General features: G+C 40.1%; 17 protein-coding genes. 9 read left to right on the top strand and 8 right to left on the bottom strand.

What is annotated here, in order from left to right; genetic code table 11:
• From Q0874_RS17300 to Q0874_RS17290, 3 genes are all read right to left on the bottom strand, one after another.
• A partial coding sequence (locus Q0874_RS17300; protein WP_299164811.1) for a DUF6090 family protein occupies nt 1-200 on the bottom strand: 200 nt, incomplete at its 3' end.
• A gap of 93 nt (nt 201-293) precedes the next feature.
• Complete coding sequence (locus Q0874_RS17295) at nt 294-1,046, bottom strand: DUF6090 family protein (RefSeq protein WP_299164810.1); 753 nt, start codon at nt 1,044-1,046, stop codon at nt 294-296.
• Nucleotides 1,047-1,050: 4 nt separating this feature from the next.
• Nucleotides 1,051-1,785: a hypothetical protein gene (locus tag Q0874_RS17290; protein ID WP_299164809.1), complete on the bottom strand. Its 735-nt coding sequence runs from the start codon at nt 1,783-1,785 to the stop codon at nt 1,051-1,053.
• 321 nt (nt 1,786-2,106) lie between these two features.
• Here Q0874_RS17290 and Q0874_RS17285 point away from each other — a divergent pair, with 321 nt between their 5' ends.
• From Q0874_RS17285 to Q0874_RS17270, 4 genes are all read left to right on the top strand, one after another.
• Nucleotides 2,107-2,457, top strand: coding sequence for a hypothetical protein (locus Q0874_RS17285; RefSeq protein ID WP_299164807.1), 351 nt, complete (start codon nt 2,107-2,109; stop codon nt 2,455-2,457).
• A gap of 392 nt (nt 2,458-2,849) precedes the next feature.
• Entirely contained in the window at nt 2,850-3,020 is a 171-nt protein-coding gene (locus Q0874_RS17280; RefSeq protein ID WP_299164806.1) for a DUF6747 family protein, read from the top strand.
• 561 nt (nt 3,021-3,581) lie between these two features.
• Nucleotides 3,582-3,752: a DUF6747 family protein gene (locus Q0874_RS17275; RefSeq protein ID WP_299164805.1), complete on the top strand. Its 171-nt coding sequence runs from the start codon at nt 3,582-3,584 to the stop codon at nt 3,750-3,752.
• Between the two features lie 402 nt (nt 3,753-4,154).
• Nucleotides 4,155-4,325 carry a DUF6747 family protein gene (locus Q0874_RS17270; RefSeq protein WP_299164804.1) on the top strand — a complete coding sequence of 57 codons (171 nt, stop codon included), beginning with the start codon at nt 4,155-4,157 and terminating at the stop codon, nt 4,323-4,325.
• 60 nt (nt 4,326-4,385) lie between these two features.
• Here Q0874_RS17270 and Q0874_RS17265 read toward each other — a convergent pair whose 3' ends face one another.
• Complete coding sequence (locus Q0874_RS17265; protein ID WP_299164803.1) at nt 4,386-5,228, bottom strand: hypothetical protein; 843 nt, start codon at nt 5,226-5,228, stop codon at nt 4,386-4,388.
• The gene (locus tag Q0874_RS17260; protein WP_299164802.1) at nt 5,225-5,773 is read right to left on the bottom strand and encodes a PadR family transcriptional regulator; all 549 of its coding nucleotides are present in this window, start codon (nt 5,771-5,773) and stop codon (nt 5,225-5,227) included. Before Q0874_RS17260 ends, Q0874_RS17265 begins: the two co-directional genes overlap by 4 nt.
• Before the next feature lie 155 nt (nt 5,774-5,928).
• On the opposite strand from Q0874_RS17260, the gene Q0874_RS17255 reads away from it, so the two are divergent.
• The 5 genes from Q0874_RS17255 (at nt 5,929) to Q0874_RS17235 (ending at nt 12,232) form a co-directional block, all read left to right on the top strand.
• Nucleotides 5,929-7,143, top strand: a complete 1,215-nt coding sequence (locus Q0874_RS17255) for a DNA polymerase IV (RefSeq protein ID WP_299164800.1) — start codon at nt 5,929-5,931, stop codon at nt 7,141-7,143.
• Nucleotides 7,144-7,448: 305 nt separating this feature from the next.
• Entirely contained in the window at nt 7,449-10,454 is a 3,006-nt protein-coding gene (locus tag Q0874_RS17250; protein WP_299164812.1) for a DNA polymerase III subunit alpha, read from the top strand.
• A 54-nt stretch (nt 10,455-10,508) separates the two neighbouring features.
• Nucleotides 10,509-10,976: a YqhA family protein gene (locus tag Q0874_RS17245; RefSeq protein WP_299164798.1), complete on the top strand. Its 468-nt coding sequence runs from the start codon at nt 10,509-10,511 to the stop codon at nt 10,974-10,976.
• A 71-nt stretch (nt 10,977-11,047) separates the two neighbouring features.
• Nucleotides 11,048-11,500: a GNAT family N-acetyltransferase gene (locus Q0874_RS17240; RefSeq protein WP_299164797.1), complete on the top strand. Its 453-nt coding sequence runs from the start codon at nt 11,048-11,050 to the stop codon at nt 11,498-11,500.
• A gap of 84 nt (nt 11,501-11,584) precedes the next feature.
• Complete coding sequence (locus Q0874_RS17235) at nt 11,585-12,232, top strand: hypothetical protein (RefSeq protein WP_299164796.1); 648 nt, start codon at nt 11,585-11,587, stop codon at nt 12,230-12,232.
• A 45-nt stretch (nt 12,233-12,277) separates the two neighbouring features.
• Here the strand turns inward: Q0874_RS17235 and Q0874_RS17230 are convergent, their stop codons facing one another.
• Genes Q0874_RS17230 through Q0874_RS17220 form a run of 3 tightly spaced genes read right to left on the bottom strand, consistent with a single transcriptional unit; the run spans nt 12,278 to nt 16,824 of the window.
• Nucleotides 12,278-13,984: an arylsulfatase gene (locus Q0874_RS17230; protein ID WP_299164795.1), complete on the bottom strand. Its 1,707-nt coding sequence runs from the start codon at nt 13,982-13,984 to the stop codon at nt 12,278-12,280.
• Complete coding sequence (locus Q0874_RS17225; protein WP_299164794.1) at nt 13,981-16,047, bottom strand: beta-L-arabinofuranosidase domain-containing protein; 2,067 nt, start codon at nt 16,045-16,047, stop codon at nt 13,981-13,983. The genes Q0874_RS17230 and Q0874_RS17225 overlap by 4 nt, the downstream gene beginning before the upstream one ends.
• 39 nt (nt 16,048-16,086) lie before the next feature.
• Nucleotides 16,087-16,824 carry an NYN domain-containing protein gene (locus Q0874_RS17220; RefSeq protein WP_299164793.1) on the bottom strand — a complete coding sequence of 246 codons (738 nt, stop codon included), beginning with the start codon at nt 16,822-16,824 and terminating at the stop codon, nt 16,087-16,089.
• Between the last annotated feature and the right edge of the window lie 103 nt (nt 16,825-16,927).

The raw sequence follows: 16,927 nt of genomic DNA, 5'->3' as shown, positions 1-16,927 counted from the left end.
TTCAGACTTCTAATTAAGGTTTTATATAGGTTTTTCTCTTCAATCCTGTCTTTTCTGTAGTCATTCCAATTATTAATGGAAAGAGCAATCAAAATCCCAATTACCACAAGCACAATCTCCCCAATAGCATACCTCATGTATTTTAGTGGCTTGTTATCGTCGGCTAGTTTCTTGCGAATACGTCTAAAGAAATTTATCATAGTCTTAGTCTTAATGCCCTCCCGCCGGCTGGCCCATTCACTAAAAACATTCACTGAATGTTTTTTTAACGCTCTGTCCTCTAAAAAAATTAATCATTCTTTCTGGATTAGAAACAAATCGATTTGTTCAAGGAGTCTTTCTATATTCTGCTGATACTCCCACAGGAATTGACTATGGGATTCAAGGTTCCGCTGCATCCCAAAAAGGTCTCCGAAAAGTACCTGATCGGTTTTAAAATCCTGGTCATCCGCTGAAGCGAATTCACTTTCCACTCTGAAGAACTTACGGATGTTCTCACGATTCATGAGTTTGGGGGTAATATTGTCCACGAAATTACGGGTAAGTTCTTTAACCCGTTCCTGTGTACCTTCCAGCAAACTTCTATGGGCATAGTAGGCAGAGAGCATGTTCCGTAAGGTATCCGTAGAAATAATGCCTATGTTTTCCGAAGACAACATGTTGTCAAAAGCGACACGGTTTTGTGTGAAGACACTGAATTGTGCCAGCAATGGCATATTACTGTTTATTGCCAGCATAGCCTCCCCGTCAGATTTTGCAAGTAGGATGGTATTCAGGCAGGCACCTATGGTGGAGTCCTTTTTACGATTGAAATCCAGGGAATACTTAATATTAGCAAAATCATCCTGCAGATTGGTCCGTATTTCATGAAGATACACATGCTCCTTTTTACGCAGAATTCGTTCTTCATTCCAAGTATTGATCTGTAAAGCAATCAAAATACCAACTACCACCAGTACAATCTCCCCAATAGCATAACGGGCATATTTCAGCGGCTTGTTGTCATCAGCAAGTTTCTTGCGTATGCGTCTGAAAAAATTAATCATTTCATTATTCCTTATTACTATTAGTTAGAAATATTATTCGATTTAACGCTTTTCTAATTTTATCTTCTTCATCCTCTACAACATTTAACAAAGATCTCGCATCTCCACTTCGATCAATAATTAAATTTTCAAATTCTATCGAATTCATAAAAGATAAATCTACCCGTTCATCATTAATACCTTCAATATAAGGCCGGGGTATTTTTTTTGCCAAATATGGAATTATAGTTTGCCGGGTATAATTTATTGCTTGCCCCTCTCTTTCGAAATAGTCAGCTATCAAATCATCCCATTGAATTAGTAAAGATCGAAGTTCCGTATTTGTAATAATTTCAAATGACGAGGTATTGATTAAAGCTGAAATAGATCCCATCGATAGATCGGCCGTAGGGAGGTTTCGAATCTGACTCAATGCTCTTGATAAAGAGTCTTTATCTATTTCACTTAGGATTATAGGTAGTGATTTTAATAAATAGTTGCACTGTTCTCGAATGTGAACATAAGCTCTGACAGTGCTTTCCAACTCTTCTTTATTGAATTTGAATTCAGTATTAATTTCTTTAAGCAATAGACTTTCCCTGGCGGAGGTGATTCTATTTTGATTCCAGTTATTGATCTGCAAAGCAATTAAAATACCTATAACCACTAACAAAATTTCCCCAATAGCATACCTCATGTATTTCAAAGGCTTGTTGTCATCAGCCAGTTTTTTGCGTATGCGTCTAAAGAAGTTGATCATGGGAAGGAAGTAGTTGGTTGTTCTTCCTAAGGTAAGGAATAATTAAATATTGTTAATTCGTTTTGGTTGAAATCGTAAGACTCCTTATATAAAACAAACAATATTCATTTTTCTATATCCCATTTCACCAAACACACATTAAATTAACATAAACAGGCTTAAATACTTTAAACCAATTATAAATCCTTGATACTGCTTGTCTATAGCATTAAAAATATAGCGGCCTTAGGACAAAAAATTATCCTTTTTTTCTATTTCTATTTCTATCTTGTGAAATAATCTTTAACTTGTTACCTTATTAATCAATTAAACCTAGATAGAATGAAGTTATTAGATAGCGAAATAGACCATTATTGGGTTCACTTTCAAGCCGGCGGAGCTGAAAAGAATCGTGTTTACCCGCGTGCCCTCATAAAATGTTATAATCATGATGATTTTGTTGTACAGATAAACTTCTATCCGGATAATAAAAGCGTACCTGAAAATAGCTACGACAAAAGGAATAAATTGGTGTACTTGCGCTACCCTATGTCAATGTATCCGAATATTATAGACATTTTAAGAAATGAAAAACCAATTTATTTCAGTTATTCCATAAACTTGAATATGGGTTACATCAGAACCGGAAAAGAGCCTATAGGAGAGGGAGATAATGATGCTGATTTCCAATAAAACTGATTTAAGGCATTTCACTTTTCAATTAATATCGGAGCATTGGAATGAATTTACAAAGACAGTGATATCCTCAATAGAAATTCATTAATTCCAATTCAATAGTGTCCTAAAAATGTATTAACCCGCCGGGATTTCCCGGCGGGTTTTTTTTAGTTTAAAACTAAATCACTTTCTACAAATATTCCCTGGGATTCCAGCCAGGTGTCGTTAATCGACAAAACGCACCCCTTATCCTATTCACAAGGTATTACAATTCGAAGTGTTTTTGAGCTAAGAGCTCATTTTGGTACAATTCAACCGGATTATCTTCAAATACGACTAAAATTCATGAATAAAAGTAAACGAGGTATGAGCTTTGCCGTCTAACTAACAACCACAAATCTTAGTTTATGAAAACAATACTACTTATTAAAGAAATATATAAAGAAGGTTTCAGGAACCTTGGCAATATTATTGTCAAGAAATATTTTAAAGCCTTTGCATGGTTTAGTTTTATCATGTTCTTTATAGTGCTATACGCGCTCATTTACAGGATATCAACCGGCTTTGCCTTTGATTAGTCTGTTTATAAAGTTTCCTCACCTATTAATGAATCATCATAAAGTCTTTTGATAAAGGCTTCAAACTGATGTATATAGTAAGGTCAACTATAATTAGCTATGAAGCCTTTTTTAAATTTAAATAAATACCTGGTTGAGAATTTTGGTAGACCAGGTAGATTATTGGCAAAATATCCGGCAGTACTCTTTGCCTGTTTGTGTTTTGTAATTTCGATTGTCATTCTGGTAATATATTCCTTCTAATCCTCCATTCTATTTTTTATTCCTGTCAATTACAACAGGCCCCTCAGGTTCTATAGTATGTAATTGTGGAGCTGCTTTCACTAGTAGCTTCCATCTATTATTAGTAATTAGGGTGAATACCAGGTGCCGTTAGTCGTTATGTTCTGTCTTTTTAGCCAAAGGAAGTAAAATTTCCATTCTCCATAATCTGCGATATTTTCCGTTCATAGGTATAAAATACGCATCTTATCAAATTAATGTGTTTTTAATCTATGATTTGAAATAGAAATTAATAAAATATGGAATTTGGCAGCATAATAATTTTTTAATATTTGGGATATGAAAACAGCTTTACTTATTAAAGAAATCTATTTAGAAGGTTTCAGGAATTTGGGAAATATTATTGTTAAGAAGTATTTTAAGGCCTTTGCCTGGTTTAGTTTTATAATGTATGCCATGGTCCTTTATGCCTTTATTTTTAGGGTGTTCACGGGATTCGCATTTGACTAATTATTAACTTAAAATAAAAGCCTATGGCTCATAGACATAAAGGATTCAGTATAATCGACTTTTTTGTGGCAGCCGGATGTCTGTTTATTTCTGTGATAATGTTTATGATAATAACAGCAGCGGGAGTCCAATAAAGAAGTCTAAAGTAACCACTTGGTTCTTAAGAACTCCGGTGGACTAAATAACCAACCTAAAATAATAATTAATCCCTGTAAGGTTTACACTTACAGAGATTTTTTGTTGCTACTCCCCACCCGTTCCTTAGAATCTCCAATTCCAGGGTTGCTGTTTAAAAATTGTGCATTTTATCTGGGAATTCTGTTCCCTTGGCTAAAAGAATGGCAAAAAACTAAACTTAGAACGGCTTTTGAAGTCTTATAAGTGAATTCTAAAATTAGTATTATGAAAACGATAGAATTACTTAGGGAGATTTATTTAGAAGGATTCAGGGATTTAGGAATCCTTATTGTTCGAAACTATTTTAAACTTTTTGCATGGTTTAGCTTTGCTATGTTTTTGATTGCACTCTATGCATTTATCTTTAGAGTATCTACGGGATTTGCATTCGACTAATATGAAATGCCCGGCTGCGAAAGTGATTTTTTTTCTTTTGACGTTTTACAAATAGAGGAATTAAACCGTGGGTTTAACTGCAATACCTGGATTTATATCTGCTTTTGCACCACTATTCAGCTTCAGTAGAAGCGTTAGAAGAATTCCATAAATAAAGTTGGAAATCCCCACTTCAAAGCCGTGGCCTAGCCTAACATAGGCAGGCATGAGTTCACTTGGCGGTATCAAAGGGGCTATGCCACCAAGGATCGCAAAAGTCAGGCCTATTAATATAGCCTTTTTTACCACCGAAATGTTCAGAGTCTGAAGCATTAATAGCGCTATACCAATAAATATAAATCCTCGTATAAATAGTTGCGTATTGATCAAAATATCAAAAGACGGGATTTTACCTTCATAAAACTGAAGCAATTGTGGGTATACAATGGTTAAAACAAATCCGGCAATAATATAAAGAAGGAGATATAAAATATCGGCTACAAGGATTCGCCAGAACCAGCCTATAAGAGACCTTTTCGAAAAAATCACCGCTTCCTTCACTATTTTATTTCTGAATATATAAACATAGAGGGGGGCGAATGTTACCGATATAAAAAGCCCTCTTATTATTTCCAGTGCAGTTTCCTGGCGGGAACTGACATTAAAAATATAGGCCTCTATTAGAAGATTAAAATGACCAATCAGGAAATAGATTAGAAAAACCGAAATACTTAACCGTATTCCACCCAGACTGGATGACATTATATAATATCCCAGTAGCAGGGCAACCATATAGTTGGGAAGGATGCCCCAAAAGAAATTATCAAAGCCTATGGTTTGGCCAAGTAGCATATTGAAGAGCATGTAGAGCACTGTGAGCAGCAGTGCTCCAAAAATTGATTTCACGAACAAGGTAGTTTTCATTTTTCTATTTTTTTTAAGGTTGAAATCGTTTTTACGCACCATTTTAAGGTAGTTGCGTAGGAGGCTATGCCATGTTCAAAAGCCAATCTGGCATTCAAAGGCAGGGTATTATATTCGCTTTTATGGTATTCTTTAAGCGATTTAATATATTTTTTCAGTACGTCTTGAAAAGAGCTTAGAAATTCTAGTTGTACTTCTCTTTTCAGTAAGTTTTCCATAAAAGCAAATCGAAGTAGGAGGTCATTCAGGTTTTTGGCTATATCCGTTACTTCTATAGGTTTTAGAAGCCATTCTTTAAGAATGGATTCCCCTTTTGTTGTGCAACGAAACATGCTTTTTTTGGCGTCGCCTTTAACCGAGTTTACCACCAGTCCCAGTTCTTGCAATCTTTTAAGAGCCGGATAAATGACTCCCGGGCTACTGCTATAATTCCCTAAAGCGGTAGTGTCAAATGCCTTTCGGATGCCATAGCCTGTTTGTGGCTGTTCGTGGACTAAGCCGAGAATGGCATAATCCAGGGATGTAGGTTTTCTTGTTGTTTTCATAATGATACGAATCGTACTATAAAAATAATACGTTTCGTATTAAATACCAAGTAATTTTAAAAAAAATTATTCTTTTTAAAATAATTCATAATTAATATGGAAAAAATCCATAAAAAAGGAAATAATCCATAACTTAGCGGTCCTTTTAGATAGTTATGCAAAAAACCATTCTTCATCTGGATCTGGATACCTTTTTTGTATCCGTAGAGCGGCTCATTAATTCCGAGTTGCAAAACAAACCCCTGCTGGTAGGTGGTACCAGCGATAGGGGAGTCGTAGCTGCCTGCAGCTACGAGACCCGGGGTTTTGGCATACATTCCGGGATGCCCATGAAAATGGCGCGGGAACTTTGCCCTGAAGCCGTTGTCATCCGCGGTAACGCAGGCACCTATAGCAAGCACTCCGATTTGGTTACCGAAATTATTAAAGAGCAGGTCCCCGTTTTTGAGAAATCGAGCATAGATGAGTTCTACGCAGACCTCTCCGGGATGGACCGCTTTTTTGGCTGCTACCACTACGCTTCTGAATTGCGGAAAATGATCATTAAAGAAACCGGGCTACCTATTTCCTTCGGGCTTTCTGTAAACAAAGTAGTCTCTAAAGTAGCTACTAATGAGGCCAAGCCCAACAACCAGTTGAAAGTAGATTTTGGCTATGAAAAACCCTTTCTGGCCCCGCTCTCTATCAAAAAGATCCCTATGGTGGGCGACAAAACCTACCAGACACTCAGAAATTTGGGACTCAGAAAAGTAAAAACCGTACAGGAAATGCCTATAGATCTTATGCGACGCGTACTGGGGGCTAACGGCGCTGTCATCTGGAAACGGGCCAATGGGGTAGACAACTCCCCCGTGATCCCTTTTTGCGACCGTAAGTCCATTTCTACAGAACGCACCTTTGACCGCGATACCATAGATGTTAGTAAACTAAAAGGCATCCTTATAGCCATGACAGAGAACCTGGCCTACCAGCTCCGCAGGGGGGAAAAGCTTACCGCCTGCATTGCCGTCAAGATCAGGTATTCAGATTTTAATACTTATTCCAAACAAGTCCGGATTCCCTACACCAGTGCAGACCATATTCTTATCCCCAAAATCCTGGAGCTGTTCAGAGTCCTTTATAACAGGCGCTTGCTGGTAAGACTTATAGGTATCCGCTTTAGCCATCTGGTGCCGGGTAATTACCAGATCAACCTGTTTGAAGATACCGAAGAAGCCCTGAGCCTCTATGCCGCAATGGATAACATACGGGAGCGCTTTGGTGATAAAAGCGTGCTAAGAGCCTCCGGCCTTGGTGCTAAAACTATTGGCAGAATGCACAACCCCTTCAATGGCCAACCGCCTATAGTGCTGGCACATAGAAAGCAATAAACTCCGCCTCCGCTCTTGCGAGCTACGGTGGATGAAGAAACACTAAGATGAAACAAAAAACATTATAAAAAACTTTCTTTTTCCGCGAATAGATTGTGGAAGCTTCGATTGGCACACACAAATGGCACTGTCATTTGTGGCGAAGTTTCACAATCGGTTTCAGCCAAAGTCTGAAAATTCATACGGAAAAGCGCCCTTTTCTTTGTTTCATTTCTTTTGGGCGAACAAAAGAAATGAAAGACTAAAAATAACAACATCCGCTTCTGCTTATACAAACTACGGTGGATATAGAAATAATACAACTTATGTACCTTAACTGCCACAGCTACTACAGCCTCCGATACGGGACTTTTTCCGAAGTAGCCCTCTTAGAACTCGCCCGGGAAAACCAGGTGACTCAACTGGTACTTACAGATATCAACAATACCTCTGCAGGCCTGAACTTTGTCCGTAAAGCTGCGGAATACGACATAAAACCTATTTTGGGGATCGATTTCAGAAACGGGGCAGACCAATGCTTTGTAGGCATTGCCAAAAACAATGAAGGCTACCAGGAACTAAACAGCTTCCTCTCAACCCACCTTCACAAGGAAAAAGATATCCCCCAAAGAGCCCCGAAGTTTAAACACGCCTACGTAATCTACCCCTTTGAAAAGGTGCTCCTCAATGACCAAAGCGATTTCCGGGAGCATGAGTTTATAGGAATTTCAATAAGGGACCTAAGAAGGCTGCCCTTCTCCAGCTTGGTGGAAAAAAAACACAAGCTGCTGGTGCTGCAACCCGTTACCTTTAGGAATAAGCGCGACTTTAATGCGCACCGATTGCTGCGGGCCATAGATAAGAACGTGCTGTTAAGCAAGCTCTCCAAGGAAGAAGAGGCCAGCGAAGAGGAAAAAATGTTTCCTATTCAAAACCTGGCCGCGGCCTTTGCAGAGTTCCCCTTTATTCTTGAAAATACAGAATGGCTGATGAATTCCTGCAGCATCCATTTTGATTTTTCCAAAAACCGCACTCCCCAGAACCTGCAGACTTATCTGGGCAGCAGGGAAGAGGACGAAAAATTGCTCCAGCAATTATGCCACGACGGCCTCCCTTACCGCTATCCCGTAGTGGACAAGCCTATCCGGGAGCGACTCCAAAAGGAGTTGGGCCTCATTAAAGAAAAGAACTTTGTCTCCTATTTTTTAATCAATTGGGACATTGTTTCCAAGGCTCGTGAAAAAGGGTTTTTTTATGTGGGACGCGGCAGTGGCGCCAACAGCATTGTGGCCTATTTGCTTCGTATTACCGATGTAGACCCCATAGAGCTCGACCTGTATTTTGAGCGCTTTATTAACCTCTACCGGGCCAACCCGCCCGATTTTGATATCGATTTTTCATGGAGAGACCGGGAAGAGATTACCCAGTATATTTTTGACCGTTTTGATCATGTTACCCTTTTAGGCACCTATGTCACCTTTAAACATAAGGGCATTGTACGCGAGCTAGGGAAAGTCTTTGGCTTGCCAAAGGCAGAGATTGATGTTCTAAGCGATGGACACTATCAGCTATCGCAATTAGATGAGGTATCCCTGCTGGTATTAAAATACGGACAGTTAATAAAAGGCTTTCCCAACTACCTGAGCATCCATGCAGGGGGGATCTTAATTACCCAAAGGCCTATCCACTATTTTTCGGCTACGCATTTGCCGCCAAAGGGCTTTGCCACGGTTATGTTTGATATGGTCATTGCCGAAGACGTAGGCCTCTATAAATTTGATATTTTGGGCCAGCGCGGCCTGGCAAAGATCAAGGAAACCCTGCAGATCCTGCAACTTAATAACCCAGAGGAGTTTCAAAAGATTGACATCCATAATATCAAAAGATTTAAGGAAGATGCCCGTATTAACCAGTTGATAAAAACCGCCCAGTGCATGGGGTGTTTTTACGTAGAATCTCCCGCCATGCGGATGCTCCTAAAAAAGTTGGAGGTAGATAATTATTTGGGTCTGGTGGCGGCGAGTTCCATTATCCGTCCCGGGGTGGCCAAGAGCGGGATGATGCGCGAATACATCCTGCGGCATCGCGAAGAGGGCAGGGCAGAGGAGAAGGGTCACCCGGTAATGCTTAATATTATGCCTGAGACTTATGGCATTATGGTCTACCAGGAAGACGTAATAAAAGTAGCTCACTATTTTGCCGGACTTACCCTTGGTGAGGCCGATGTGCTAAGAAGGGGCATGAGTGGAAAATTTCGTTCCCGGGAGGAGTTCCAAAAGGTACAGGACAAGTTTATGGACAACTGCCGCAAAAAAGGTTATGAAGAAGGGCTGATCTCCGAGATCTGGCACCAGGTAGCCAGTTTTGCCGGTTATGCTTTTGCCAAAGGGCACTCTGCTTCCTATGCCGTGGAGAGTTACCAGACCCTGTTTTTAAGGGCCTATTACCCTCTGGAATACCTGGTAGCGGTGCTTAACAATGGGGGTGGTTTTTACCGTTCCGAGTTTTATGTACACGAGGCCCGGATGATGGGTGCGAGCATACATGCGCCCTGTATAAACAAAAGTTTTGCGGTAAACTGTATTTATGGTACAGACATTTATTTGGGTTATATGTATCTGAAAGAACTGGAGAGTCGGGTGATGGAGCGTATTCTTAAGGAGCGGCAGTTGCATGGGGTCTTTACTTCTTTGGAAGATTTTTTAGACCGGGTACCTATTTCCATAGAGCAGCTGAGTATCCTTATTCGCATTAACGCGTTTAGGTTTACAAAAATTAATAAGCACAAACTCTTGTGGGAGGCGCATTTGTTTCTTTCCAAAGGCACTATAGTTGATCATCCAAAATTGTTCCCGCCTACCCACCAAAAATTTAAGATCCCACGCCTTCATACCACAGACCTGGAGATGGCCTTTACCCAATTAGAGCTACTGGGGTTTTGTCTGTGCTCCCCTTTTCATTTGTTAAAGGAGCCCCCTAAAAACGAAAATGGCAGTAGGGATTTGGAGCGGCATTTAAACAGGAATATAGATATCTATGGCTATCTGGTTACCGTAAAGAATACGAATACGCATACGGGTAAGCGCATGCATTTTGCCACCTGTGTAGACCAGCATGGAGAGGTGTTTGATACGGTGCTTTTCCCTCCGGTGGCGGCCAAATACTTTTTTAGGGGCAAGGGTATTTATAGATTTTATGGCAGGGTAGTAAGTGAGTTTGGTTTTTTAAGTATAGAGACCATAAAGATGCAAAAGCAGGAGGTGATCCAGGACCCCAGGTATGCCGATATGAAGACCGCTAATAAAAGACGGTTGACAGCACCCAAAAAATAGAGATAGCATTTTTTGAGGATAGGAAATATTATGTAATTTTAAAAAAAACTAGGGATGCTTAATAAAATTACTCCTTTCAGATATATCTATGCAGTAGCGGTAATCTTTACCCTAATAAATGCTGTTTTCTTTATTGGTTCGGGGGTTGCCAAAAGTATAAAGGGCTATAAAGGATTTTTCAGATCAGATTTTTTAGTAACCGAAGGTCATCATCCGGGATTACATTTACTGGAGGCATTGGATGCCTTTATGATCTCTTTGGTATTTATGATTTTTGGTTTGGGAATAGCCCGGCTGTTTATTTTTGATAAGACTGAAGGGAAGACAATACCTAAATGGCTCAATGTTTATAGTTTGGAAGAGCTAAAAGTGCTGTTATGGCGTACCATTTTGTTTGCCCTGGTCACTTTTTCCGTCACGGACTTTTTAAAGGATAACGCTCTTACCTGGGAGGACCTTATACTTCCACTAATAATTCTAATCCTTGCGGCGTCTTTGTTTTTAGTTCATAAACGGGAATAGTAAGGCCATTAACCCCGGTGGTAGATTCAAAAAAAGTGAAACAATAAGGTATCCTATTTTAGATCCAATAAATGATTTTAACTATAAATCAAAAAGACCAAAAAATAGCTGAAACCATCCGCTCCGTTTTTCAGGCCTCTTATACTATAGAAGCCAAACTTTTAAAAGCTACAGATTTTCCACCATTAAAAAGAAGGTTAGAGGAATTTATTGAAAGCAGGAACGCATTTTACGGCTATTACATGGAAGATACTTTAGCTGGGGTGGTGGAGGTAAAAGCAGAAGAAAGCAACACCCATATCCAAAGCCTGGTAGTGCACCCCAACTTTTTCAGGAATGGTATAGGGAGTGCTCTGGTGCAATTTGTACTTGAGAATTACCCCACCAATACTTTTACTGTAGAAACTGGCCTGGCCAATGAACCAGCCAAAGATTTGTACTATGGTTTTCATTTTAGAAAAGTAAGGGAATATGATACTACTCACGGGATCCGCAAAATAGCTTTTTTGTTGCGAAGAGCTTAATTTTTTTGTGGTTTGTACTTAAAAGCATAAAGTTTAACTGTAACATTTTTAGGGAGTTGCTATCTTTTATAAAAACAATAACCTATGGAAACCAAAAAACCCCTTCCTTTTTTTAAAAGACTGAACCTCTTACTCATCCTTACCAGTTTGACCTTTGCCACCAGCTGGCTCCCTTTTATCCGTGGAATTGCCGACGGGGAATCTTACCATTGGGGAACCAGCCTCTTTGGAAATGTCTTTTACGGCAAGGGCACGGGGGGTGACTTTTATTATGTAGCAATAAATGTATTTTTATGTCTGCTGCTTATGTACTTTTTTTACTGGATAAAAAACAGGAAAGTATTCTATTCTTTATTGGTATTGTGGTATGGCAGTATGATTGGAAACTCGTTTTTTGAGGTCTTTGCAGGAGACGGGTATATGTTTCATGGTGACACCCTTAATGTTCATTTAGATCTTTCCTTTATTATCATTCCATTTATGATTGTTTTGGGTGCTTTGGTGGTAAAGGTGATCCTGGAAGACCTTAATCATAGTTTTGTAGCTAAGGGAACTAAAAAAAATAAATTCTGGGCAATACTTTTATTGGCACCTATCCCGGTGCAGATAGTACTCTTTTATATGGGCGAATCTCATGGTATTACAGATAAGATAGGGGTAATCATAGCCTTGTTACAAGTAGCCCTGGCCTGGACAGCCTTTAAGGGGTATAATATTATAGAAGAGGACTAAGTCTTTGTATAATGGTTCTGATTTTAGTTGGTTTAGTTATCGGAATTATCTTTTCTCAGGTCTGGGTACAATACCCGTTCGTTTTCCCCATTCTAGCCACATCGCTGCCATTTTATTAACCAATTCGGGGTGCGTGGCAGCTAAATCATGTATTTCTGTACGGTCTTTTTCCATATCAAACAGTTCCCAATTTGCTAATTCCAACTCATCTGTTTTATCCCAGATATAAGAGTTCTTTTTACGTGCTTTGGAAATCAATTTCCACTTGTCCATACGAATCGCCCGGTTACCTTCGTGTTCCCAATAAATGGCATCTCTTTCCAGGTCTCTTCCTTCTATAATGGGCACTAAACTTTTGCCCTCCATAGGCCTAATTATATTTCCATTATAGTTTACGGGATATGCCTTGCCACCCAGGTCAACACAGGTGGCCATAATATCTATTAAATGGGTTGGGGTTTTTCTTAATTCCCAGCCTTTTTTAATTTTTGCCGGCCAATGAACAATTAAAGGAGTAGCAATCCCTCCTTCATGTACCCAATGTTTGTACTCCCTAAACGGAGTATTGCTGGCATTTGCCCAGTTGAGGCCATAGGCCGTGTACCCGTCCGCAGGACCCGGCCAACCCTCTTTCATTATTTTTACAGACTTCCCGTTCCGGCTGGTAAAAGGAATCATCTCGGTTTGTACTTCATCCGGAGCCAGAGCCACCACCTCTTTTTCATCCGGTCTATTATTTATCCAATCCAGTTCTTCAGCACAGGCGCCGTTGTCCTGCAAATAAAAAATTATTGTATTCTCCAGTTGCCCTTTGGCCTTAAGTGCATCCACTACCTGGCCAATACCTTCATCCATAAGCGTTGTCATAGCTGCATAGGTTTCCATATTGGCAAGTTCCCACTCTTTATCAGGGAGTTCATCAGACCAGGCTTGTACAAAAGAATCCCGGGCAGTTAATTCCCAATCTTCATCGGCCAACCCCATTTTTTTCATCCGTTCAAAACGAGCCTCTCGCATTTCATCCCAACCCTTATCATACTGACCTTTGTATTTGGAGATAGCATCTGCCGGAGCCTGCATTGGCCAATGTGCAGCAGTATACGATAAATAAAGAAAAAAAGGATTCTCCCCCTTATGATCTTCAATACTTTTTACCGCATAATCCGTAAAGTCTGTGGTGCTATAAAAACCCTCCCTCGGCGGAACATATTCATTGTCTTCTGCTAAAGAACGAGGGTCGTAATGACTGCCTGCTCCTGATATGATACCAAAAAACTTATCAAAACCCCTTTGCCTGGGCCAATTACTTTTATCCGGATTATCAATAACGTATGGTGTAATATGCCATTTACCAGACATATAGGTGGAATATCCGGCTCCTTTCAGAGCCTCCGCGATGGTTACTGCATTACTACTTAAATCTCCCCTGAATGGAGGCGTTCCTCTATCATACACCATATGTCCTATCCCTGCCTGTTGAGGATACAAGCCTGTAAGTAAAGAGGCACGGCTGGGACAACAACGAGCCCCGTTATAAAATTGGGTAAACCGCAAACCATTTTTGGCCAGTTCGTCCAGCCTTGGGGTATTTATTTCCCCGCCATAACAACCAATATCGGAATACCCCATATCATCTCCCAGTATGAGGATAATATTTGGAGGAAGTTCCTTTTTGGGCAATTCCTTTGGCGATTCACAGCTTTGAAAAATGATTAGAAAAACTGGTAGTAAGAGAAAGACTGTCCTTTTCATTGGGCAGGAGTTTCATTTATCCAAACTGCCATTTCACCATTTCCACGATGCGCCCAGGCATAATAGGGGATGGCGGTGAGGGTAGGACTTTCAATTTTACCAAGGCCACCGAGTAAATCTGTTTCAAAAGAATAGGTGAATTTTTCATCTGCTGGTAACAGGATATTCAGGACACCTTTGGGGTTATCTACTTCCTCGGCGCAATAGACTATTGGTCCTCGTTCTAAGGCCATTTTACCTTTGTTGGCCACTACAAGATCATGACTTGCTACTTTGCGGACAGGCATTTCAAATGAGATGTTTATTTTATCGTTCTGCTGCCAGTGGTGTTTCTCAAGAGTTATATAGCCATTTTCCAGTACCGGTTCCACATTTTCACCATTTACCGTCAGGTGTATTGAAGGGGTTTGATTGTCTGTATATTTATAAAGGTCACCATCCATGACTTCATTTCGCACCCATCCCGGAACCCTTAATTTAAAATTGGCAGCTATTGTTTCACTATTCAACACTTCCAGTTCAATCTTACCATCCCGGGGATAATTTGTGGTCTGAATAAGCTGCAGCATTTGATCTCCCATGGGAATCTCGGCCTTATTACCCATATACAGGTTTACATATACTTCTTTCCCTTTGGTAGCGTAGATATAGCCTGGAAGCGAAGGTAAAATACGGACAACGTTTACCGGACAGCATGAACAATCAAACCATGGGGATCTGCCACAGACCCCCTGGTTAAATTTTGTAAACCCATCGGCTTCCAGAGGGTTTGGATAGAAGAAGGTATTGCCTTCAAAAGAAACTCCGGCAAGAAAGCCATTATAAAGGGTTCTCTCAAAAACGTCCATATATTTTACCTTACCGCTTTTAAGGAACATGCGTTCATTCCACAGCATTAATGCAATGGCTGCACAGGTTTCGGTATAAGCCGTCGCATTTGGAAGCTCATAATCAGGACCAAAGCCTTCATACTTGGGTTCGGCGCCAATGCCCCCGGTAATGTAAATCTTTTGGTGTACAATATCATTCCAAATTTTATCAAGTGCTTCATCATAAGCGGTTTCACCTGTCAGGGCTGCCAGATCAGTAGCTGCAGCGTAGAAATATCCGGCCCTTACGGCATGCCCAACTGCCTCTTCCTGTTCTGCAAGCGGCATATGATCTTGTTGATATTTTCCGGCATATTTCCCCTCCGTAGTATTATGTCCCTCGGCATTGCCGCGCTCATCTATAAAAAACTTGGCGAGATCCAAATATCTTTTTTCTCCTGTTACACGATAGAGTTTCACTAACCCAAGTTCTATTTCCTGATGTCCGGGCACGCCCATGTTTTTCCCGGGTCCGAATACCTCATCCACGAGGTCCGCATTTTTAAGGGCCACGTCGAGCAGGGTTCTTTCTCCTGTTGCCTGATAATGCGCCACGGCGGCTTCATACAGATGCCCCACATTATACAATTCGTGGTAGGTTTGAAGATTCGTCCATCTTTCAGTCCCTCCACCGTCCGCGGCCTTTTCGGGATCTATAGTGCGGTTGGTATATAAATAGCCATCGGCTTCCTGAGCCGCAGCGATCTTGACAATTAAGTCGTCCAGAAAGGATTTGAGCTCGGGATCGTCGTGTACCTGCAGCGAATAACTGGCTCCTTCTATTACTTTAAATACATCGGAATCATTAAAAAAAATCCCCTCAAACTCTCCTTCTTCCAGCCCTCCGGCAATGGCAAAATTTCTAAGTCTTCCTGTTTCCTCACACTTTTTAAAATTATAGGGCAGGGTTACTTGTCGGTTGGTTTCTAAACGAGGGGCCCAGAAATCATCCTGGATATGTACCGACGTAAAGGGCACGGGCTGAATAGGATAGTCTAAAATGGCCGGCGGGGCAACAGCAAGATCGTTTTTAACTTCTTTTTCCTGACAGGAAACCGTTAGTAATAACCCTGTGACTAAAATACATTTTAAAAATATGGCTGATAAGTAACATCGACAACTTTCCGCCTTAGGGGAGGCCTTAAAGACCATGGACGACCAATCGGCAAAAAGATGAAGACTTCTTTTTTTCATATTTCAGGACGATAATGGGAGTAACTTAAATCATTGATTTTATACCCTGCTTTTGTTTTTGACGAATATTAATTTATGTTTGCTTTTTGGGTTTTCTCTCTGCTCGATCTCAAATTTTCCAATAGATTTAATCAATGGAGTTAATTTCTGAAAACCGTAGTTCCTGGGATCAAAATTCGTTTGTTTCTTTTGCAACAAACTGCCAACATCCCCTAAAAATGCCCATCCATCGTCGTCGGATGTGTCGTCTATAGTTGTGGCAATCAACTTAATTTCCTTTAAAGTTATTTTATCGACACTATCTTTGGTTGCAGTTTTTTCACTCTCAGATACTGCCCCTTTAGATTGGTTTTTCAAAATTTCAATATATATAAATTTGTCACATGCAACAATAAACGGGTTGGGCGTCTTTTTTTCTCCAATTCCTATTACCTGCATTCCAGCTTCCCTTAGACGGGTGGCCAGACGGGTAAAATCACTGTCACTGGATACCAAACAGAAGCCATGAACTTTTTCCGAATACAAAATATCCATAGCATCAATTATCATTGCTGAATCTGTAGCATTCTTTCCAGTGGTATATCCATATTGCTGAATTGGAGTTATTGCATTTTCAAGTAACAGGTTTTTCCATTTTGACAAATGAGGTCTGGTCCAGTCACCATAAATCCTTTTTATCGTTGGGTTGCCGTATTTGGCAATTTCTTCCATCATCTCTTTTATATAGGCTGACGGGATATTATCACCGTCGATTAACACGGCTAAATTGAAATTCATATTATTTTATTTTGATTCAAATTTACTCAATTTGAGATTTCTAATTTTGTTTTCTCACTGATGCTAATTACCCGAACAACTAAATAAACACTTTAGAAATTTA

This window comes from uncultured Eudoraea sp. (genome assembly GCF_947490415.1).
Classification (GTDB): Bacteria; Bacteroidota; Bacteroidia; order Flavobacteriales; family Flavobacteriaceae; genus Eudoraea.
This window is presented reverse-complemented; position numbering and strand designations above follow the sequence as displayed.